Here is a 20093-nt window from a genome sequence, read left to right on the forward strand (position 1 = left end):
GGCTGAGATTTTAATTTCCAGGTCCTCAAAGCTTGAAGCCCCTTGACCGTATTTCAGGTTAAGGGGCTTGCATTTTTTGGGGTAGAGGGCTGGGGCTGGGCGTGGCGTTTTAAGCCAGCACTTTCTTGAACTCTTGGGTAAGCAGCGGGACGATCTCGAACAGATCGCCGACGATGCCGTAATCGGCGATTTTGAAGATCGGCGCTTCCGGGTCTTTATTGATCGCGATAATGACGCGCGACTGGCTCATCCCGGCCAAGTGCTGAATGGCGCCGCTGATGCCGCAGGCGATATAGACCTCCGGCGTCACCACTTTGCCGGTCTGTCCGATCTGCAGCGCGTAGTCGCAGTAGCCTGCGTCGCAAGCGCCGCGGGAGGCGCCGACGGCGGCGTTCAACGCTTCGGCCAGCGGCTCGAGCGTGCGGAACCCGTCGGCGCTCTTCACACCCCGGCCGCCGGATATCACGATTTTTGCTTCCGTCAGATCGACCTTCCCCGACGCTTTGTGCACGACGTCCTTCACGACGGAACGCAGGTCGGCAGCGGGGGAGAAGGGAGTAGAGGCCATTTCCGCTTGCGAGCCGGAGACGGCTTCGGCGGCAGGCACGTTATTCGGCCGGATCGTGATGACCATCGGACCTTGGGTAAATCGCTTCTTCTCGAACGCTTTGCCCGCGTAGAGCGGACGCGTAAAGGAAAGGCCGTCGCCCGTCTTCTCCAGCGCGATGACGTCGGAAATTTGTCCCGCCTGCAAGTGAGCGGCGATTTTGGGGGCCAAGTCGCGGCCGATCGCAGTATGGCCGAACAGAACGGCGTGCGGATTCGCCGTGTCAAGAATGCCCGCCAGTGCTGAGAAATACGTCTCCGGATTATAGTGAGCGAGCTCCGCATGGTCGACGGACACGACTTGATCGACGCCGTAGCCGGACAACTCCTGGGCGAACGCGGACAGTCCGTGGCCGAGAAGCGCCGCCACGATCCGGTCGCCGTCGTCTTTGACCAGCCGTGCCGCTTGAATCGTTTCGAAGGTAACTTGACGGAGCTTGCCGCCCCGGATTTCCGCAAAGATCACATAGGTTTTGCTCATATCGATTCCCTCCCTTTGGCATTAAAGCGCTTTGGCTTCCGTACGAAGCAGATGAACGAGCTGCGCGACTTGTTGCTGCGGATCACCCTTCAGCACTTGTCCCGCTTTGCGCTCCGGCGGGAGCGAGAGGGTGTCGCGCGCCGTCTTCGGGGCGATATCCGCTTCGGTTAAGCCCAAGTCATCCAGCGTCAGCTGCTGGAACGGCTTTTTCTTCGCTTTCATGATGCCTGGCAAGGAAGGATAGCGGGGCTCGTTCAAGCCTTGCTGCGCCGTGAACAGGGCAGGCAGCGCGACCTCCAGCGTCTCGGTATCCCCTTCGGCGTCGCGCTGCGCCGTCGCCCGGTCGCCGTTCAGCTCCAGTTTCACGATGGACGATACGTGCGGAATGTTCAGCAGGTGGGCGACGCGGATCGCGACCTGTCCTGCGCCGTGATCGACGGAGAAATTGCCGCCGAGCACGAGATCGTACGATTGCTTCCCGAGGTAAGCGGCGAGCGCCTTGGATACGGCGTACTCGTCGCCGGCGATGCGCTCGTCCGAGATCAGCACAGCTTCGTCCGCGCCCATCGCCAGCGCGGTCCGCAGCGCTTCGGCGCAGCGATCCGGGCCGATCGAGACGACGACAATGCTGCCGCCATGCTCTTCCTTCAGCCGGATCGCTTCCTCTACGGCATATTCGTCGTACGGATTGATGACGAATTTCGCTCCATCCTCGGATACCTCGCCGTCACGGATGACGATTTTCTCCTCCGTATCGAACGTTTGCTTCATCAGTACATAAATGTTCATAAGTCCAATGCTCCTCCCATACAAAATAAAGACAATAATTAACGTATTAAGCCTTCAACCCTTGTATGAAAAACTCTACGGTTTTTTCGACCTGCGCCGCGAGCGAATATTTGCGGCCGGCGATCAACCATGAAGTGACTACCTCGTCCATGGAGCCGAACACGAGCAGGCGCGTCAGCTTGACATCCAGGTTGGCCCGGAAGATGCCTTCTTCAATCCCTTGGCGCAGCACCTTTTCGATCAGCTCGATATACGTCTTGACGACAAGGCCGATTTCCTTGCGCAGCTCCAGCGAGCTTTGGCGCAGCTCGATTTGGGTGACGAACGCCAGATCGACGTTTTTCTCCAGCATCGTGTAGTGGATCTCGCAAATTTTGCGAAGCGCTTCGTCTGCGGAGTCCGTCTCGTTGATGCTGCTGTGAAATTGACCGACCAGGTCGCCCAATTTTTTTTGGAAGAGAGAAATAAGAATGTCTTCCTTGTTTTTAAAATATAAATAGATCGTTCCGTCTGCTACGCCGGCTTCCTTGGCAATCCGGGAAACCTGCGCGTTGTGATAGCCGTTTTCGGCGATGACTTTCAGCGCCGCATCCAGTATCAAATTGTACTTCTCCATTTTTTTGCTTGCCATCCAATCACCACCATGTTATTATTCAGTCAGAAACTGAATGAGCATTCATTCATTTCAATTTCATCTTATGAGAAACGCTGCTACTTGTCAATGTGTTTTGCTCATAAGATTTTTATGGGGGCCTAATGTTATCGCTTTCAAACAAGCCTGCCACAGCTTGGACCTAATCGGACGGAAAGGATGGATGTAACAAATGATGTGGCTCATCGTGAATCTGCTCGCCTTTCTTGCTGTAACAGCATACGCAATCCGCCTGTTTTGGAAAGCCGTGTCTCACCGCTACGCATACATGAAGCTCGGACAGCCCGTAGACTTCCGGCAGCAGGGCAAGGAGCGGCTGGGCGAGTTTATGGCCGAGATCTTCGGCCAGAAGAAGCTGCTGAAGGACAAAAAAAGCGGAATCATGCACGTCGTTATTTTTTACGGCTTCATCATCCTGCAGTTCGGCGCTCTGGATCTGATCGTGAAGGGGCTGCGGGGAGGGGCAAGCGTATCGTTCCCCGGGTACGCCGTCTTCGGTCTGCTGCAGGAAATTACGGTATTCTCGATCCTCGTGGCGATGGGGTACGCGGTCTACCGGCGCTATGTGGAGAACCTGCCCCGCCTGAAAAAGGGCTGGAAGCCGAGCATCGTCGTCTTCTTTATTTTCGGCTTGATGCTGTCCGTGCTGCTGTCGCTCGCCTTCGAGCGGCTATGGCTTGGCTCGCATACGAGCGCGGCCTACGCTCCGATCTCCTCCGCGATTGCGGCGGCGTTCGAAGGCATATCCGGCCAGACGGCGGCTGTACTGTTCTATGTATGCTGGTGGCTCCACCTGCTGATCCTGCTGGCATTTCTCGTGTACGTGCCGCAATCGAAGCATTTTCATATTTTGACCGCGCCTATCAATATATGGTTCCGCCGCAAGGAGCCGGTAGGACGATTGAAAAAGCTGGACCTGGAAGACGAAGAAGCCGAGTCGTTCGGCGTCGGCAAGATCGAGGATTTCACGCAAAAGCAGATGCTCGATTTCTATGCCTGCGTCGAGTGCGGGCGATGCACAAACGCTTGTCCGGCCTCGAACACCGGCAAGACGCTATCGCCGATGCACCTGATCGTCAAGCTGCGCGATCATCTGACGGAAAAAGGCACCGCGGTGACGTCCAAGTCCCCATGGGTGCCGGAGTTCGCGTTCTCCGCGGCAGGGGCCCATTCGATGGAGGCGGCGGCCGAGCCGGGCGTCCGGTGGGAGACCGAAGGGATCACCGACATTCGTCCGACGCTGGCATGGCAGCAGAACGCATGGAAGGTACGGGAGAAGCCCGCTGAGGAAGCGGAGCTGATCGGCGACGTGATGACGGAGGACGAGATTTGGTCCTGTACGACGTGCCGCAACTGCGAAGACCAATGCCCGGTCGGCAACGAGCACGTGGACAAAATTATCGATCTGCGCCGGCATCTTGTTTTGATGCAGGGCAGCATGCCGCACGAGGGCCAGCGCGCGATGCAAAATATCGAGCGGCAGGGCAACCCGTGGGGACTCAGCCGCAGCGACCGGGTGAAGTGGACCGGCGAGATCGACGGCATCGCGGTGCCGACGGTCAAGGAAAATCCGGATTTCGAGTACTTGTTCTTCGTCGGCTCGATGGGCTCCTACGATCTGCGCAGCCGCAAAGTATCGCGGGCGTTTGTCCGGCTGCTTCACGAGGCCGGTGTCAGCTTCGCGATTCTCGGCAACGAGGAGAAAAATTCCGGCGACACGCCGCGCAGGCTTGGCAACGAAATGCTGTTCCAGCAGCTGTGTGCGGAAAATATCGCCGTTTTCGAGAAATATGGCGTCAAAAAAATCGTCACCGCTTGTCCGCATACGTACAACACGCTCAAAAACGAGTACCCGGACTTCGGGCTGGAGGGCGTGGAGGTGCTCCACCATACGGAGCTGCTGGACCGGCTTATCCGGTCGGGCAAGCTGACGCCGCGCCATGCGGTGAACGAGCGGATCACGTATCACGATTCGTGTTACCTGGGCCGCTACAACAACGTTTACGAGCAGCCCCGCAACGTGCTGCGCGCGATCCCCGGTGTCGAGCTCGTCGAGATGGAGCGCACCCGCGAGAACGGGATGTGCTGCGGAGCGGGCGGCGGCATGATGTGGATGGAGGAAACGTCGGGCAAGCGCGTCAATCTGGCGCGGACCGAGCAGGCGCTCGAAACGAACCCGACGGTCATCAGCAGCGCGTGCCCGTACTGTCTGACGATGATGGAGGACGGTACGAAGATGAAGGAAGCGGAAGACCGCGTCAAGGCGAGAGATATCGCCGAAATACTGGAGCAATCCGTATTCGGCGAATCCCATATACAACCGGCGAACGATGCAATCGGCGTGGGCGGATCGTAAAACCGGCCCCTGCCGTCCCTGTGAGGCGAATGCTTGGCGGGGACGGCGGGCGCCGATAGTTACGCAATGAGATTCGCCTGCCCGGTTGCAAGACGCCGCCGAATGCTTTTTACTCACATGTTTGGTTAAGCAATTTATATCAAAAACGTATTGGGAGGTAAGCAATATCATGATGAGATCGATACGCAAAGCAGCCGTCATCGGGTCGGGTGTCATGGGCTCCGGCATTGCCGCCCATCTGGCGAACGCTGGAATTCCCTGCCTGTTGCTCGACATCGTTCCGAAGCAGCTGACGGAAGAGGAAGCGGCCAAAGGGCTCACCTTGGAGCATCCTGCCGTGCGCAGCCGATTGGCTGTTCAAGCGATAGCCAAGCTGAAAAAGACGAAGCCTGCACCGCTGTACGACGATACTTTCGCGGGGCGCATCACGCCGGGCAATCTGGAGGATCATTTGGCGCAAATCGCGGACGTCGACTGGGTCATCGAAGTGATCGTCGAAAATTTGGACGCCAAGAAGCAGCTTCTTAGCAAGATTGAAGCGCACTGGAAAGAAGGCACCGTCGTCAGCTCGAATACGTCCGGCATTTCGATCAATGCGATGTCCGCCGATTGCGGCGAAGCGTTCAAGCGTCATTTTCTCGGCACGCACTTTTTCAATCCTCCGCGTTATATGAAGCTGCTCGAGGTGATTCCGGGCGAGCATACCGACCCGGCGATCGTCAGCGGCATGAAGCAGTTCTGCGAGAACCGCCTCGGCAAAGGCGTCGTCCTGGCTAAAGATACGCCGAACTTCATCGCCAACCGCATCGGCACGTACGGCCTGCTCGTCACCCTGCAGGAAATGCAGGAGAAAGGGTACCGTGTCGAAGAGGTGGACGCCGTGACAGGTCCGGCACTCGGCCGCCCGAAAAGCGCAACGTTCCGCACGCTCGATCTGGTCGGACTCGACACGTTCGTGCATGTGGCGAATAACGTATACGAGAACGTCTTGGACGAAGCCGAGAAGGCCGTGTTTGCCGAATCGCCCGTTCTGCGCGGCATGGTGGACAAAGGCTGGCTCGGCGAGAAGTCGGGACAAGGCTTTTATTTGAAGAAAAAAGGGCCGAACGGCACCGAAATTTTGTCGCTCGACTTCTCGACCATGGACTATGCGCCGCAGAAAAAAGCAGCCTCCGCTTCGCTGGAAGCGGCGAAGCTGGCGAAGGGCGCGCGGGAGAAGACGAAGGCGCTGCTCGGAGCGGGCGACCGTTACTCCGAGCTGGCGTGGAACATTTTGAAGAAGGTGCTCGTGTACTCGGCCGCCAAGCTCGGCGAAATTGCCGATTCGATCCGCGAAATCGACGAAGCGATGAAATGGGGCTTCGGCTGGGAGCTCGGTCCGTTCGAAACGTGGGACGCCATCGGACTGGTCCGGTCGGTCGAGCGGATGGAAGCGGAAGGCACGGCCGTTCCCGGCTGGGTGAAGGAATGGATCGCACAGGGCAATACGTCGTTCTACAAGAAGCAGGACGGCGCCACGTTCTATGTGCACGGCGGGCACTATAAGGAGCTGGAAGCGGCGCCGGAGGTCATCTCGCTGCGCAGCCTGAAGGAGCAGAACCGCGTCGTGAAATCCAATAGCGGCGCAAGCCTCATCGATCTTGGCGACGGGGTTGCGTGCCTCGAATTCCATTCGCCGAACAATGCGATCGGGGCGGACATTCTGACGATGATCCAGCAAAGCTTGGACGAAGTGCGGAGCAACTACGACGGGCTCGTCATCGCCAACCAGGGACGGAACTTCTGCGTTGGCGCGAATCTGATGATTTTGCTCATGGAAGCGCAGGACGAGGAATGGGACGAAATCGACAGCATCATTCGCTTGTTCCAGAACACGATGTACAAAGTCAAGCGGTTCGAAAAACCGGTCGTGGCGGCGCCGCACCGGATGGCGCTTGGCGGCGGCGTGGAGGCGTGCATGCCGGCGGATCAGATCGTCGCTGCGGCGGAGACGTATTTCGGCTTGGTGGAAGTCGGTGTCGGCTTGATTCCGGCCGGGGGCGGCTGCAAGGAGATGGCGCTTCGCGCGAGCCAGCATGCCGCGCATCCGGACGCCGATCTGCAGCCATACTTGAATCAGGCGTTCGAGACGATCGGCACGGCGAAGGTATCGGCCAGCGGCAACGATGCGTTCAAGCTGGGGCTGTTCCAGCCGACGGACCGGATCGTCATCAATCAGGACCACTTGATTCACGAAGCGAAGCAGTCCGTTCTGCGCATGGTGCAAGGTGGCTACGAGCCGATTCGCGAAGAAAAAATCCGTGTCGCCGGAGCCGAAGGCAAAGCGGTGATGCAGCTCGGCGCTTATTCGATGCGGCAGAGCGGCTATATCAGCGATCACGATGTGAAGATTGCCAATAAGCTGGCGCACGTGCTGGCCGGCGGCGATGTGCCTGCAGGCTCGCTGGTGACGGAGCAGTACCTGCTCGATCTGGAGCGCGAGGCGTTCCTGAGCTTGTGCGGCGAGCCGAAAACGCAGCAGCGCATGCAGCACATGCTGTCCAAAGGCAAAGCGCTGCGCAATTAATATTCCCGGGAGAGGTGAAACCCATGAGAGAAGCTGTAATCGTATCGGTCGCCCGCACCGCGGTCGGCAAAGCGAAAAAAGGCCGTTTGGCCCAAACGCGTGCGGAGGATATGGGCAAGGCCGTGCTCGAAGCCGCCGTGGAGCGGGCGCCCGGTCTGAAAAAAGAGGATGTCGAAGATATCATCATCGGCTGCGCGATGCCGGAAGGGGAGCAGGGGCTTAACTTTGCCCGCATCATGTCGCTCTATGCCGGTTTTCCGGTGACTGTGCCGGCGCTCACGATCAACCGTTTTTGCTCGTCCGGCCTGCAATCGATCGCCTTTGCGGCGGAACGGATTATGCTCGGTTCGTCCGACGTGATCGTTGCCGGCGGCGTCGAGAGCATGAGCCACGTGCCGATGACCGGATTCAAGCTGTCGCCGAATCCGAAGATCGTGGAACAAATGCCGGAGGTCTATATTGGCATGGGCCATACGGCCGAAAATGTCGCCGATCGGTTCGGCATTTCCCGTGAGGATCAGGACCGGTTCTCCGCGCGTTCCCACGAAAAAGCGGCGGCTGCGATCCGCGACGGGAAATTCCGCGACGAAATCGTTCCGCTGCAGACACAATGGACGCAGGTGGACGACAGCGGGAAGGTCAAGAGCGAGTCGTTCGCGTTCGATACCGACGAGGGCGTCCGCGCCGATACGACGGCCCAGGTGCTGGGCAAGCTGAAGCCGTCCTTCAAGCTGAACGGCACGGTGACGGCGGGCAACTCGTCGCAGATGAGCGACGGTGCAGCCGCAGCCGTGCTGATGAGCAAGGAGCGCGCGGAAGCGCTCGGCTTGAAGCCGCTTGCGACGTTCCGTTCGTTCGCACTGGCTGGGGTCGACCCGGAAATTATGGGTGTCGGGCCGGTGGAGGCGATTCCGAAAGCGCTCCGGATGGCCGGCCTTTCGATCGGCGATGTCGATTTGTTTGAAATCAACGAGGCGTTCGCGTCCCAATGCGTGCATATCATTCGCGAGCTTGGCTTGGACGAAGAGAAGGTCAATGTGAACGGCGGCGCGATCGCGCTTGGTCATCCGCTCGGATGCACGGGCACGAAGCTGACTACGACGCTGATTCACGAGTTGCGCCGTCGGGGCGGCGGCATCGGTGTCGTCTCGATGTGCATCGGCGGCGGCATGGGCGCGGCCGGTGTGTTCGAGGTTCATGCAGGTTAAACAACCAAGTGAAAAATGGCGGAGGGAGCGGAATCATTCTGGAGAAGCGTCAGCGGTAGCCTTTGTCCCCGGATTCTAACCACTAAATGGGTTTATGTAATCAAAGAATCCGGGGACAACAGCTATCGGAAGAATGATCCGCTCGTGCAGCCTATTTTCACCATATTCAAATAAACGAAGGAGAGATTCGGACATGAGCAAAATGATGAGCAAAGTGGTCGGCGGAAGCTTTATTATCGAAGATATCGATTTTACCCGGGTCGTGACCCCGGAGGACTTTACGGAAGAGCATCGCATGATCGCGCAGACGACGGAAGACTTCGTCGCCGGCGACATCGCTCCGCACGACGAAGAGATCGAGAAGCTCGATTACGAGCTGTCCGTGAAAATGCTGCGCAAGGCCGGGGAGCTCGGCCTGCTCGGTGCCGACGTGCCGGAAGCGTACGGCGGGCTCGGCCTAGACAAGGTCAGCTCGACGCTGATCAACGAGCGGCTGACCAAGGCTTCCGCCTTCGCGCTGACCGTGGGCGCGCACGTCGGAATCGGCACGCTGCCGATCGTTTATTTCGGCACCGAAGCACAGAAGAAAAAATATTTGCCGCTGCTTGCGACCGGCCAGAAAGTCGCAGCTTACTGCCTGACCGAGCCTTCCTCCGGCTCCGATGCATTGGGCGCAAAAGCGACAGCGGTCTTGTCCGAGGACGGCACCCATTATATTCTTAATGGTACGAAGCAGTTTATTACGAACGCCGGCTTTGCCGACGTGTTCATCGTGTACGCCAAAGTGAACGGAACCGACTTCAGCACGTTCATCGTCGAACGGACGATGGAAGGCGTGAGCATCGGGCCGGAAGAAAAGAAAATGGGTATCAAAGGCTCGTCCACGTGCCCGCTCATTCTGGAAGACGTGAAGGTGCCGGTGGAGAACCTGCTGTGGGAGGTTGGCAAGGGCCACTTGATCGCCTTCAACATCCTGAACATCGGTCGCTTCAAGCTTGCCGCAGGCTGCGTCGGAGCCGCCAAGGATGCGATTGAGCTTTCGGCGAAGTACGCCAACGAGCGGACGCAATTCGGACGCAAAATTTCGTCCTTCCCGCTCATCGGAGCCAAGCTGGCCGACATGAACATCCGCACGTACGTGCTGGAAAGCATGGCGTACCGGACCGCGGGCTTGTTCGACGAAGGTTTGAGCGAAGTCGATCACGGCAGCGCCAACGTCGGGCAGCAATCGGCCAAAGCGATCACCGAGTATGCGCTCGAATGCTCGATCAACAAAGTATTCGGCTCCGAAACGCTGGACTTCGTGGCCGACGAGGGCGTGCAAATTCACGGCGGCTACGGGTTTACTCAGGAATACCGGATCGAGCGCATTTACCGGGATTCCCGCATTAACCGCATTTTCGAAGGCACGAACGAAATTAACCGGCTTCTGATCCCCGGAACGCTGATCAAGCGCGCCATGAAAGGGGAGCTGCCTTTGATGCAAAAAGCGATGGGCCTGCAGTCCGAGCTGCTGTCGCTGGTGCCGGGGCAGACGTTCGAAGGAACGCTGGAGCAGGAGAACCATTTGCTGGCTATGGCGAAAAAAATATTTCTTATGGTCGGTGCGCAAGCGGTGCAAAAATATCAAACGAAGCTGGACCAGGAGCAGGAAATTTTGAGCCATCTGGCCGACATCATGATTTCCGTCTTCGCCATGGAAAGCGCGCTGCTGCGTACGAAGAAGCAGATCGCCACAGGCGGCGAAGGCAAAGCCCTGAACGCCACGGACATGACGACCGTATTCGTCCACGAATCGTTCGCGCGGATTGAGGAATGGGCGAAAGAAGCGTTGGCCGCGATGGAATCCGGCGACATGCTGCGCACCCAATTGTCCGTCCTGAAAAAACTGACCCGCAAAACCCCGATCAATGCGATCGAGATCAAGCGCGAGATCGCTTCCCGCGTCATCGAAGCCGAAAAATACGTAGTTTAAGCTTGAAACCTGACAAATGGGGTGGTCGAACTTGTCCGACAAGCCATGGTTAAGACATTATCCTGTCGAAGTGCCATCGACCTGCGAATACCCGAAGCAAAACTTAGCGCATTTTTTGGTACAAACGGCTTCGGACTATCCGAACCATACGGCCTTATACTTTTTGGGTAAAAAAATAACGTATCGTCAATTGCTTCATTCCGCTTACCGCTTTGCGAACGCCCTTGCGAATCTGGGCGTTCGCAGGGGGGACCGGGTCGCGGTGATGCTGCCCAATTGCCCGCAGGCGGTGATCGCCTATTACGGGACACTGCTCATGGGCGGCATCGTCGTCATGACCAATCCGATGTATATGCCGCGCGAGCTGGAGTACCAGATGAAGGACTCCGGCGCCCATGTGATCGTCACGCTCGATCTGCTGTACGAGCGCGTTGCGAAGGTGGTTCCGCTGACCGGGATCAAGCATGTGATCGTTACTTCCATCAAAGACTATCTTCCTTTTCCCAAGAACGTGCTTTATCCGTTAAAGGCCAAAAAAGACAATTTGAAACGAGATGTTGTCTACGGAAACGGCGTTGCTTCGTTTATGGAGCTGCTGGAGCAGGTGACGGCAACGCCGCACGAGGCGAATGTTGATGCCGACCGCGATCTGGCGCTGCTTCAATATACCGGCGGCACGACCGGTATTCCGAAGGGCGTCATGCTGACGCACACGAATCTGATCGCCAATACGATGCAAAGCAGGCTTTGGTCGTACCGCTCGCAGATTGCGAAAGAAACGTATTTGGCGGTCCTGCCTTTTTTTCATGTGTTCGGGATGACGGTGCTGCTGAATCAAGCCGTGTATACGGCAGGCACTTTGATTTTGATTCCCCGCTACGAGGTGAATCAAGTGCTGCAAACGATCGATAAGCTGAAGCCGACTGTTTTTCCCGGCGCGCCGACGATGTATATTTCGCTCATCCATCATCAGAACATCAAGCGTTTCGACTTGTCGTCCATCCGGTTCTGTATCAGCGGCTCGGCCTCTTTGCCGCTCGAAGTGCAGGAATCGTTCGAATCGATTACGGGCGGCAAGCTGATCGAAGGGTACGGCTTGACCGAAGCGTCTCCCGTGACGCATGCCAACAACATTTGGGAGAAGCGCAAGCTGGGCTCGATCGGGATTCCGTTCCCCGATACAGATGCCCGGATCGTGAACCCGGAGACGGGCGAGGAAATGCGGGTCGGCGAAATCGGTGAGCTGACGGTCCGCGGCCCGCAAGTTATGAAGGGCTATTGGAACAAGCCGGAGGAAACCGCGAAAATATTGAAGGATGGCTGGCTCTATACGGGCGACTTGGCCCGGATGGACGAGGAAGGGTATTTTTACATTTTGGACCGGCGCAAGGACATGATTATTGCGAGCGGTTACAATATTTATCCGCGCGAGGTCGAAGAAGTATTGTACGAGCATCCCGATGTCGAGGAGGCGGTCGTCGCAGGAATCATCGACACCTACCGCGGAGAAACGGTCAAGGCATATATCGTGCTGAAGCCGGGGGCGAAGGGCGATGCCGATGCGTTCAAGGCTTGGTGCAAGGAGCGGCTTGCGGCGTACAAGGTGCCGAAGCAGTACGAGTTCCGGGACAGCTTGCCGAAAACGATGGTCGGGAAAGTGCTTCGCCACAAGCTGGCGGAGGAAGAAGCGGAGAAGCTCAAGAAAAACGGCTAGGACGCTTACATTTTATTTCCGGGAGGGCCTGGTATGGACAATCAAGTATCGGCATTTATCAAACGCCTGGAACAAGCGGCACGCGGATCGTTCTGGGAACATATCGGAGCCCGGATCGATACGTTCGCTCCGGATCGGGCGGTCGTATCGCTGAGCATCCAGCCGCATCATCATAATCTGATCGGCATTGTGCACGGCGGTGTCCATGCAACGCTGCTCGACTCCGTCATGGGGCTTGTCGCCATGGCTGCGAAGCCGAACGAGAACGTCGTCACGACGAACCTGAATCTGCATTATATGGCCCCGATCGCCAAGGGGGAGATGAAAGTCACCGCCGAGATCATTCACAGCTCGGGACGTACGATCACCGCGCAAGGGCATGTGTATAACGAAGAAGGGCAGCTCTGCGCCTTCGGCACCGGAACGTTCCGCATCGTCGAATGGCGGGGGACCCAATAAACCGGGATGGCATGGATTATCATTTGGGAGGAAGGAGAGGAGGACGACAAATGACGGTCAAGGAAAGCTTACAGGAGTTGGTAGAACGGATGCAGGCGAATCCGGAACCGATCCGGCCGCTTCATTACGTGTATCAGTTCGATCTGGACGAAAACGAGCCGTTTCAGGTCCACTTCGATTCCGGCACCGTCGAAGTGTTGGAAGGAACGCCCCATCCGGCCGACTGCACGCTCAAGCTGTCGGCGTCTAATTTCGTTAAGCTGCTGCGCAACGATTTGAACACGACGATGGCGTTCATGCTCGGCTCGCTCAAAGTGGACGGGCGTGTAGGCTTGGCTTTGAAACTCCAGGAAATTTTGAAGGCGTATTGAATCGGCAGCCGCCCCCGGCTTTTTTACCGGGAGGCGGCTTTCGTTCGTTTGTCCGGCATTCGTCAAACCATCATTTTTTTCAAACGGTGCAAATAGCGGGAGCGGACCAGAAAAAAATATACAGTCTGGGCGCCCAGAAACGCTGCCGAGACAATGAGAACGGGCTTGTATACGAAATAAACGTACATTGTGTTGAGAACGGGCCGCATCACGATCAGCGTCTGCACGGTGGAAATCACGATAGGAATAAAGAACAGCAAGCCGATCTGCAGCGTGGCCGATGTTCGCATCTCCGAAGCGCTCAGTCCGATCTTGGAAAGCGCATGATACATTTTGCTGTCTGCAGCAAGCTCGGTATGCAGCTTAAAATACAGAAAACTGGCGGACGATACGGAGAACAGGAAGGCGATGAAAATCCCGATGAAGCTGAATAAGGCCGTCGCCTGCTTTAAGCTTAGATAGCTCCAGATCCGGATGGAAAAAGAGTTTGAGCTTCCATGCGGCTCACGATTTTGTTGCAGCCGTTCCTTCAGCTTGGCTCCGATGACGGCCTCGGGACTGTCCGTCGCGGGCGGAGCTCCGTTATTCCACTCCGGCACATGGTATACAAAAAGGACGCTGCTCTTGGCTTCCCCTTGTATCGTGCGATACGAATTGTCATTTACGACCACAATACTTGCCCAGCTCATGAACGGTAAAGCTTCGCGTTCGAAAACTTTCGTAACGGACACCGTATGACCGGAATCGAGCGTGATTTTGTCCCCCGGTGTCATATGGCCGTGCGACGGTTGGGCCGGGCCGCTTATCAGGATGGCTTCGCCGTTATCCGGCGCCGCTTCCGGGAGATTCATCGCAGCCGCTAGCCGGTTGAAGCGGCTTGCGGCGATGATTTCGACGGAAGGAACCGCGTCGTGAACCGTTCGCCGGTAAAGGTTCTCCACCTTAACAGACCGGTAAGACACTCCCTCCCCGTCCAGCAGTTCGTTAATTATCGCCAACTCTTGTTCCGTATGCCGCTCGTCGAAGCTGTAGTATTCGATGGCAAAAGGATTGTTTTCGTATTCCTTCCGATTCGTTTCGCCAACGGCCAGCACAAAGCTTGCGCTCATACTGGCGATGGAGGTGACTACCGTGACGAGAAACAAAATCCGCGCGTTATCTTTCATCTTATACGCCAATTCCGATACCCAGAGCAGGTTCGTCCCTCGCCATAAAGCCTTGCGGCTTCGCTTCAACAGACGGATGACGAGCACCGAGAGCTGAGAATAAAAAAAGTAGGTGGCCGCGATCCCTGTCGCCGCTGCAAGGAGGACGAGCTTGGGAGACAGCTTTCCCCCATAAAGCGTCAGGAAGCCGACGACAAGCAGCGTTACCCCAATGAGCGTGAGGAAGAGCGAAGCTCTCGGCTCTTTTTTCGGTTGATGACTGCCTTGCAGCAGCTCCGCGACGTTTCTTTTGCGGATGAAAAATAAAGTAAACAGCGAGATGCCCGTGAACAGCAGCAAAAAAGAAACGGTGGTAAGCCATATCGCACCTGCAGGCCAATAAAAAGGAAGCTCCGGGATCTCCATCATCTTGGTGCCGCACAGCAGGAACAGCTTGGACAGAAGCAGTCCCCCGGCGATCCCGGTGACGATGGAACCGGCGCCGATCAGCATGTTTTCCATAAAGACGAGCCGGTTGATCTGGCTTGATGTAGCGCCCAACAGAAGCAGCAGTCCGAATTCCCGCTGGCGGGATTTCAAAAACATGCCGATCGAATACAGCACGAAGAAGATGGCGAAGACGAAGATGACCCCTTCGGAAATTTGCAGAACCGCACGCTTGAGCGGTCCCATCGGAAGCTGCTCGATGTCGGGATGGTAGACGAAGACGGCGAACGAGAAAAAAATCATCACCATAAAGGCACTGCTTAGAAAATAGGCGAAGTAAGCCCGCACGTTGCGCTTGACATTATTAAACGCGAATTGAGGAAAGCTCATGCGTATGACCTCCCCAGAAGGACAGCGTGTCGATGATTTTTTGAAAAAACGTTTGCCGATTGTCACCCTGGTGAATTTCGGCCGCCAGCCGCCCGTCCTTAATAAAGACGATCCGGCTGCAGTAGCTGGCGGCAACCGGGTCGTGCGTCACGAGCATGATGGTGGTCCGCTCGTGACAGTTAATGCTTTCCAACGATTCCATGACGATGCGGGAGGCGTTAGAGTCGAGCGACCCCGTAGGCTCGTCGGCAAGCAGCAGCGCCGGAGACGTGACAATTGCCCGGGCTATGGCGGTCCGCTGGCGCTGGCCACCCGAAATTTCGTAGGGTCGTTTGTTCAAAAATTCACTAAGGTTTAGCCGGCCGGCGACCTGCTGCAGTCTGGCTTCCATCTCGGCGAGCGGCTTATTGTCGAGCGTCAGGGGCAGCACGATATTTTCCGCAATCGTCAATGTGTCGAGCAGGTTAAAATCCTGAAAGACGAATCCGAGCTGTCTTCGCCGGAATACCGCCAATTCGTCTCTCTTCATTTGATAAGGGTCGGTGCTGTTTATCAGAACTGTCCCTGAGCTTGGCGTGTCTATGGTCGATACCATATGGAGTAGTGTCGTTTTTCCGCTGCCGGAAGGTCCCATAATGCCGACGAATTCCCCTTTTTCAATCGTCAGGTGAATGTCGGTGAGGGCCTGTGTGGCGATATGGCCCGGGTATGTTTTGTTTAGTCCGTTTACGTAAACCATGCTCATTTCATACGATCCCCTTGACTTAAACGATTTTTCTCTGCCATCGCAGTAGGCTGACTGCCGCAAAAGCAGCCATCGACCCGAGCAAATAAAACCAAAATTTCGGCGAACCGTCCGGACTGAGCGCTCTAACGATTGGGTAAAACGGGTCGAAATAAATCGAGAGCTCATTGACCGCATAGATCATGGCTATCGAACCGACGAAGAGCACGATAAAAGCGACCAGCGGCCGGGGTACGAACTGGCATACCATGCTGCACATCAGAAGCTTCGCCAGACAGACGAGCGCAAACAGCAAGTAAAACGCCACGGTGTACCACAAGGCCTCCGCCGAGCCTACGGGCTCAGTCGCCCCGTATTTTATGAAAGTTTCGCTATGCGGAAAGAACAGGCGGGCGCAAATGATCGAGATGAAGCAGGTGACTCCGACAAAAATCAGAACCGTCGAAGCCAGCGCCAGCAGCTTTGCAAGCCAGAGCTGAAAACGGCTGTAGGCCCGCAGCATGTAGAGCCGGTACGCTCCCGAAAAGATCTCGCCGCCCAAATGGTCCACGAACAGGATCGGGAAAATCGCCAGAACGAGCAGCAGCGAGATCCCTTCCATCGCGAACCACGGCGTATTTAAGTCATGCAGCAGCTCGCGCCCTCCGAACCGGTAATCGCCCCATCCGCTGCTGTACAGCATACTCGTATTGAAGATCCATAGCAGCCAATAAATACCGCCAAGAACGAGCATCTGTTTTCGTTTCCAGATTCGTTCCATTTCGCTCAGCCATAATCCGAACATGCGATATCCTCCTTAGTTTAATACATATAATCCTCTGCGACAAAGCGGCGATAAGCGATGGCGCTGCATATCACCGCATGCAATAGCAATAGGGTGGGAATGGCCCAAATTACGGACGCGTTCCCGGATAATGCTTCGTTTAATCCGGTATGCTGCATGTAGGGAATCCATATATAAGCGAGCAGGTCGCGCACATAGGGCCAGGCCGCAAACAACGAAGCGACTTTCAAATACAGGCCGTCAAACAAGAGCGATACCAAAATATACGTCATGCATACACCCAGGGCAATCGTCACATTCCTGCTGTACATCGCGATAAAAGAGAAGAGGCAGCTAATTCCGGCCAGAGTGGCGTATGCGAGCAGATAGTACACAACCGCGTAGCCGATCAAGGGCCAGAACCGGCCGGCTTCCTCTTGCGGAAAGCGAAGCATGCCGACCGCCGCCAAGGAGATTCCCAAAACGATCAGCAGAATCAGAATGGAGGCTTGGAGGACGAACAGCTTGCTAAAAAAGATTTGCCCTCTGGAAAACCGGCGTAAAAATAGAAGGCGCAGCTGCCCGCTTCGAAACGGTTCCGTATAGACGGCAGCCGCAAGCGCTGCGACGGCAATATTGCACGGCAAAAACAGCATTTCGCGAAGCCCTTGAAAAAGAAACAAGACGGAAGATATGCTGCTGCCTAACGAGCTTATCCATAACAAATAGCTCCCTTGCAAATAGGCAAGGAAGGGAGCGGCGAGGACGACTAACCAGAGCCACCTTTGGCTCCACAATCGGGTAAACTCACTGTAGATCAATGGCCTCATGAATACATCAGCTCCATAAAGGCGTCCTCCAGCCGCTGCCCGTTCGCGACCAATTGCTCGGTCGGCCCCTTCCAAAGAATGGACCCTTCCCGAATGATAATAAGCTCGTCGCACATTCGCTGGAGCTCGTCAAGCAGATGGCTGGATATGAAGAATGCGTAATTCGCCGAATCGCGCAAGCGGACGATAAGATCGCGCAGCTCCCGCATGCCCATAGGATCAAGACCGTTCGACGGCTCGTCCAGCAGCAAAAGCTCCGGGCTGCCAAGCAAGGATTGGGCGATCCCGAGTCGCTGCTTCATCCCGAGCGAGTAGGCTTTTACCCGGTCGTCGCCCCGGCCTGAAAGCCCTACCGTGTGCAACAGCCGCTCGATATGCGGTTCTCTGTCGGAAGAGGTTATATCCGGGTGCAGACGCGATAAATTGCGCAGCACCTGTCTGCCCGTCATATATTCGAAAAAGACCGGGGATTCGATAATCGCGCCGACTTTGGACATGGCCTGCACGCGCCGCGTCTGCACATCGAACGAATCGATGCGGATGTGACCGGTTGTCGGCCGGATGAGACCTGTCATCATGCGCATCATCGTCGTTTTTCCGGCTCCGTTCGGTCCGATAAACCCGTATATTTTTCCTTTTTCGAGCGTAAAGGAGCATTCAGTGATCACGTTGCGCTGGCCGATGTTTTTGGTGATTCGATCCACTTCTAGAATAGGGCTGCCCATCGTCGGTTCCTCCTGACATGTTCTTATGCCTCCCTAATGTACAGGAGAAGGAGTCGTCCTGCTATGGATTTAGCTTAACCGGAGCTTACATTTCGTTTAAGGTTATGTTCGGTGCCGCCGGCCGCGCTTCGAATCGGAGCCTCACGACGGTCCCCACCTCCGGCTCCGATTCCAATTCAACCTGATGTCCGAGCCGTCGGCACACCTCCCGAACAAGGTACAAGCCCATTCCCGTGGACTCGTGATGCCGCCGTCCGCGTTCGCCCGTAAAATACGGATTGAATACGCGGTTCAAGTCTTCTTTGACAATTCCGATGCCTTCATCGCGAATTTCCAGGATCGTCGACGCTTCGCGCTCATACGCGTGCACGAAGACGCTTTTGCCGATGCCCTCTGTATAATTGGCTGCATTGATGAGAAGCTGCCCCACCATGAACTGCAGCCATTTGGGATCGCTGTAAACCGCCAGGCTTTCATCCAGTTGGATGTTCGGCGCAATTCCCTTACGTATGAACAGCCGGCGATTCTCCGCCAAGGCTTGGTTGACGACTTGCCGCAGCGGCGTCCTTTCGACCATAAAATCGTGCTCGAAACGTTCAAGCCTGGACGTGTAGATGACCATCTCCAGCCCTTTTCTAAGCCGTTCAAGCTCTTCCATGATGCTGTCTGCGGCTGCGCCGTCGAGCTCCTGCGCCGTAAGCTGGATGACGGATAACGGCGTCTTCATCTGGTGCACCCAGCGGTGGATGAAGACGACATGTTGCTCCATGCCGCTGCGGTGGTGGTGCAACTGCTCCCGGTAATACCGGTCGTAGCGGCCCAGAAGCCCGCCGACAGCTTCGGGGAGCGGCGATTCTCCCATCGGCACGAGTCCTTCGCTTCCCCTTGCGGGCGGATGGCTGAGCTGCCGGTACAGCTCTCGATGGCTAGCATAGCGGTAGCCCAAATAGACCGCCAGCACCGAGGCGCTGAGCAGCATCCCGTAAAGCACGATCGCCAAGGGCCGCCCTTCGCCCGTAAGCCAATACAGCAAAGGCACCAGCAGCATCTGAGCTAAATAGAACAGCAGCAGCGCAACGTGCTCCTTCCAAAACAGCCTCATCCCGCGCCTCCGATCGCGGAGCCCAGACGGTATCCCGCCCCTCTGACCGTTTCCACCGCTTGATCCGCGCCTAGCTCCTTCAGCTTTTTACGCACCCGTGTGATGTAGACGTTCAACGTATTGTCATCGATAAAATGGTGCTCCTCCCACATCAGATCGAGCAACCGGTCTCTGCTGACGACGCGTCCCGCTTTGTTCATGAGCGCTTCCAGCAAAACCGCTTCTTTCTGCGTCAGCTCGGCTGCGGCCTCTCCGCGCATCACGACGAATCGCTCCGGGTATAACACGAGCCCTTGCGCTTCGAGCTTCCTTTCTCCTTGTCCCGCGGAATAAGAACCGTAGGCTCTTCTTAAATGGCTGCGGATTTTGGCCATGACGACTTCATAATGAAAGGGCTTCGTAATATAGTCGTCCGCCCCGTTGTCCAGCGCCATGACCTGATCCATTTGGCTTTCCCGGGCGGAGATGAACAGAATGGGGCAGAGCGAGTGCGCGCGAATAAGCCGGCACCAATAATAGCCGTCGTATTTGGGAAGGTTCACGTCGAGCAGCACCAGATGGGCGCCGGATGAGCGGAAGCTTGCCAGAACATCGTCGAAGTTGTCGGTTTCCTTGGCTTCGAAGCCGTACTTCGTGATGTAAGAGCAAAGCAGCCCGGACAGCTTGGCGTCGTCTTCGACAATCAGAATCGTGTACGTGTTCATCGACCTCTTTTCGGTGCCTTTTTCTCCATAAATTGGGTAAGACCAACCTATCATGTCCTATGGGA

Annotated in this window: 17 protein-coding genes; 7 read left to right on the forward strand and 10 right to left on the reverse strand. The window is 56.4% G+C overall.

From position 1 onward, the window contains the following. Window positions 1-109 precede the first annotated feature (109 nt). From QMG93_RS17280 to QMG93_RS17290, 3 genes are read right to left on the reverse strand one after another with little or no spacing between them, the layout of a single operon-like run. Window positions 110-1087 carry an electron transfer flavoprotein subunit alpha/FixB family protein gene (locus QMG93_RS17280; RefSeq protein ID WP_281938555.1) on the reverse strand — a complete coding sequence of 326 codons (978 nt, stop codon included), beginning with the start codon at window positions 1085-1087 and terminating at the stop codon, window positions 110-112. A gap of 21 nt (window positions 1088-1108) precedes the next feature. Beyond that, entirely contained in the window at window positions 1109-1876 is a 768-nt protein-coding gene (locus tag QMG93_RS17285; protein WP_281938557.1) for an electron transfer flavoprotein subunit beta/FixA family protein, read from the reverse strand. 46 nt (window positions 1877-1922) lie between these two features. Next, on the reverse strand, window positions 1923-2507 hold the full coding sequence (locus tag QMG93_RS17290; protein ID WP_216794544.1) for a TetR/AcrR family transcriptional regulator: 585 nt from the start codon (window positions 2505-2507) through the stop codon (window positions 1923-1925). Window positions 2508-2703: 196 nt separating this feature from the next. On the opposite strand from QMG93_RS17290, the gene QMG93_RS17295 reads away from it, so the two are divergent. The 7 genes from QMG93_RS17295 (at window position 2704) to QMG93_RS17325 (ending at window position 13177) form a co-directional block, all read left to right on the forward strand. Next, the gene (locus tag QMG93_RS17295) at window positions 2704-4884 is read left to right on the forward strand and encodes a heterodisulfide reductase-related iron-sulfur binding cluster (RefSeq protein ID WP_413789303.1); all 2181 of its coding nucleotides are present in this window, start codon (window positions 2704-2706) and stop codon (window positions 4882-4884) included. Between the two features lie 169 nt (window positions 4885-5053). After that, window positions 5054-7450 (forward strand): 3-hydroxyacyl-CoA dehydrogenase/enoyl-CoA hydratase family protein, encoded by a 2397-nt coding sequence (locus QMG93_RS17300; RefSeq protein WP_281938563.1) that lies wholly within the window; start codon window positions 5054-5056, stop codon window positions 7448-7450. Window positions 7451-7473: 23 nt separating this feature from the next. Then, entirely contained in the window at window positions 7474-8658 is a 1185-nt protein-coding gene (locus QMG93_RS17305; protein ID WP_054973874.1) for an acetyl-CoA C-acyltransferase, read from the forward strand. Between the two features lie 193 nt (window positions 8659-8851). Continuing rightward, a complete protein-coding gene (locus QMG93_RS17310) occupies window positions 8852-10633 on the forward strand; it encodes an acyl-CoA dehydrogenase family protein (protein WP_281938566.1) in 1782 nt (593 codons plus the stop codon). 16 nt (window positions 10634-10649) lie between these two features. Continuing rightward, on the forward strand, window positions 10650-12347 hold the full coding sequence (locus QMG93_RS17315; protein ID WP_281938568.1) for an AMP-binding protein: 1698 nt from the start codon (window positions 10650-10652) through the stop codon (window positions 12345-12347). Between the two features lie 33 nt (window positions 12348-12380). After that, window positions 12381-12806, forward strand: coding sequence for a PaaI family thioesterase (locus QMG93_RS17320; protein WP_281938570.1), 426 nt, complete (start codon window positions 12381-12383; stop codon window positions 12804-12806). 50 nt (window positions 12807-12856) lie between these two features. Beyond that, complete coding sequence (locus QMG93_RS17325; protein ID WP_281938572.1) at window positions 12857-13177, forward strand: SCP2 sterol-binding domain-containing protein; 321 nt, start codon at window positions 12857-12859, stop codon at window positions 13175-13177. Between the two features lie 62 nt (window positions 13178-13239). Here the strand turns inward: QMG93_RS17325 and QMG93_RS17330 are convergent, their stop codons facing one another. The 7 genes from QMG93_RS17330 to QMG93_RS17360 all read right to left on the reverse strand — a co-directional run bounded on the left by QMG93_RS17330 (window position 13240) and on the right by QMG93_RS17360 (window position 20028). After that, on the reverse strand, window positions 13240-15159 hold the full coding sequence (locus QMG93_RS17330; RefSeq protein ID WP_281938574.1) for an FtsX-like permease family protein: 1920 nt from the start codon (window positions 15157-15159) through the stop codon (window positions 13240-13242). Next, on the reverse strand, window positions 15134-15904 hold the full coding sequence (locus tag QMG93_RS17335; RefSeq protein ID WP_281938576.1) for an ABC transporter ATP-binding protein: 771 nt from the start codon (window positions 15902-15904) through the stop codon (window positions 15134-15136). Before QMG93_RS17335 ends, QMG93_RS17330 begins: the two co-directional genes overlap by 26 nt. 19 nt (window positions 15905-15923) lie before the next feature. Then, window positions 15924-16688, reverse strand: a complete 765-nt coding sequence (locus tag QMG93_RS17340) for an ABC transporter permease (protein ID WP_281938577.1) — start codon at window positions 16686-16688, stop codon at window positions 15924-15926. A gap of 17 nt (window positions 16689-16705) precedes the next feature. Beyond that, window positions 16706-17497 carry an ABC transporter permease gene (locus tag QMG93_RS17345; protein WP_281938579.1) on the reverse strand — a complete coding sequence of 264 codons (792 nt, stop codon included), beginning with the start codon at window positions 17495-17497 and terminating at the stop codon, window positions 16706-16708. After that, entirely contained in the window at window positions 17494-18222 is a 729-nt protein-coding gene (locus QMG93_RS17350; RefSeq protein WP_281938581.1) for an ABC transporter ATP-binding protein, read from the reverse strand. Before QMG93_RS17350 ends, QMG93_RS17345 begins: the two co-directional genes overlap by 4 nt. 85 nt (window positions 18223-18307) lie before the next feature. After that, window positions 18308-19324 (reverse strand): sensor histidine kinase, encoded by a 1017-nt coding sequence (locus QMG93_RS17355; RefSeq protein ID WP_281938583.1) that lies wholly within the window; start codon window positions 19322-19324, stop codon window positions 18308-18310. Further along, window positions 19321-20028, reverse strand: coding sequence for a response regulator transcription factor (locus QMG93_RS17360; RefSeq protein ID WP_281938585.1), 708 nt, complete (start codon window positions 20026-20028; stop codon window positions 19321-19323). The genes QMG93_RS17355 and QMG93_RS17360 overlap by 4 nt, the downstream gene beginning before the upstream one ends. Window positions 20029-20093 lie beyond the last annotated feature (65 nt).

This window comes from Paenibacillus tyrphae, assembly GCF_027925525.1.
GTDB lineage: Bacteria > Bacillota > Bacilli > Paenibacillales > NBRC-103111 > Paenibacillus_G > Paenibacillus_G tyrfis_B.

What these genes read in the sequence shown, in the direction of transcription:
- QMG93_RS17280 (WP_281938555.1), bottom strand. Translation starts at nt 1,087, where the DNA reads ATGAGCAAAACCTATGTGATCTTTGCGGAAATCCGGGGCGGCAAGCTC.
- QMG93_RS17285 (WP_281938557.1), bottom strand. Translation starts at nt 1,876, where the DNA reads ATGAACATTTATGTACTGATGAAGCAAACGTTCGATACGGAGGAGAAA.
- QMG93_RS17290 (WP_216794544.1), bottom strand. Translation starts at nt 2,507, where the DNA reads ATGGCAAGCAAAAAAATGGAGAAGTACAATTTGATACTGGATGCGGCG.
- QMG93_RS17295 (WP_413789303.1), top strand. Translation starts at nt 2,704, where the DNA reads ATGTGGCTCATCGTGAATCTGCTCGCCTTTCTTGCTGTAACAGCATAC.
- QMG93_RS17300 (WP_281938563.1), top strand. Translation starts at nt 5,054, where the DNA reads ATGATGAGATCGATACGCAAAGCAGCCGTCATCGGGTCGGGTGTCATG.
- QMG93_RS17305 (WP_054973874.1), top strand. Translation starts at nt 7,474, where the DNA reads ATGAGAGAAGCTGTAATCGTATCGGTCGCCCGCACCGCGGTCGGCAAA.
- QMG93_RS17310 (WP_281938566.1), top strand. Translation starts at nt 8,852, where the DNA reads ATGAGCAAAATGATGAGCAAAGTGGTCGGCGGAAGCTTTATTATCGAA.
- QMG93_RS17315 (WP_281938568.1), top strand. Translation starts at nt 10,650, where the DNA reads ATGGGGTGGTCGAACTTGTCCGACAAGCCATGGTTAAGACATTATCCT.
- QMG93_RS17320 (WP_281938570.1), top strand. Translation starts at nt 12,381, where the DNA reads ATGGACAATCAAGTATCGGCATTTATCAAACGCCTGGAACAAGCGGCA.
- QMG93_RS17325 (WP_281938572.1), top strand. Translation starts at nt 12,857, where the DNA reads ATGACGGTCAAGGAAAGCTTACAGGAGTTGGTAGAACGGATGCAGGCG.
- QMG93_RS17330 (WP_281938574.1), bottom strand. Translation starts at nt 15,159, where the DNA reads ATGAGCTTTCCTCAATTCGCGTTTAATAATGTCAAGCGCAACGTGCGG.
- QMG93_RS17335 (WP_281938576.1), bottom strand. Translation starts at nt 15,904, where the DNA reads ATGAGCATGGTTTACGTAAACGGACTAAACAAAACATACCCGGGCCAT.
- QMG93_RS17340 (WP_281938577.1), bottom strand. Translation starts at nt 16,688, where the DNA reads ATGTTCGGATTATGGCTGAGCGAAATGGAACGAATCTGGAAACGAAAA.
- QMG93_RS17345 (WP_281938579.1), bottom strand. Translation starts at nt 17,497, where the DNA reads ATGAGGCCATTGATCTACAGTGAGTTTACCCGATTGTGGAGCCAAAGG.
- QMG93_RS17350 (WP_281938581.1), bottom strand. Translation starts at nt 18,222, where the DNA reads ATGGGCAGCCCTATTCTAGAAGTGGATCGAATCACCAAAAACATCGGC.
- QMG93_RS17355 (WP_281938583.1), bottom strand. Translation starts at nt 19,324, where the DNA reads ATGAGGCTGTTTTGGAAGGAGCACGTTGCGCTGCTGCTGTTCTATTTA.
- QMG93_RS17360 (WP_281938585.1), bottom strand. Translation starts at nt 20,028, where the DNA reads ATGAACACGTACACGATTCTGATTGTCGAAGACGACGCCAAGCTGTCC.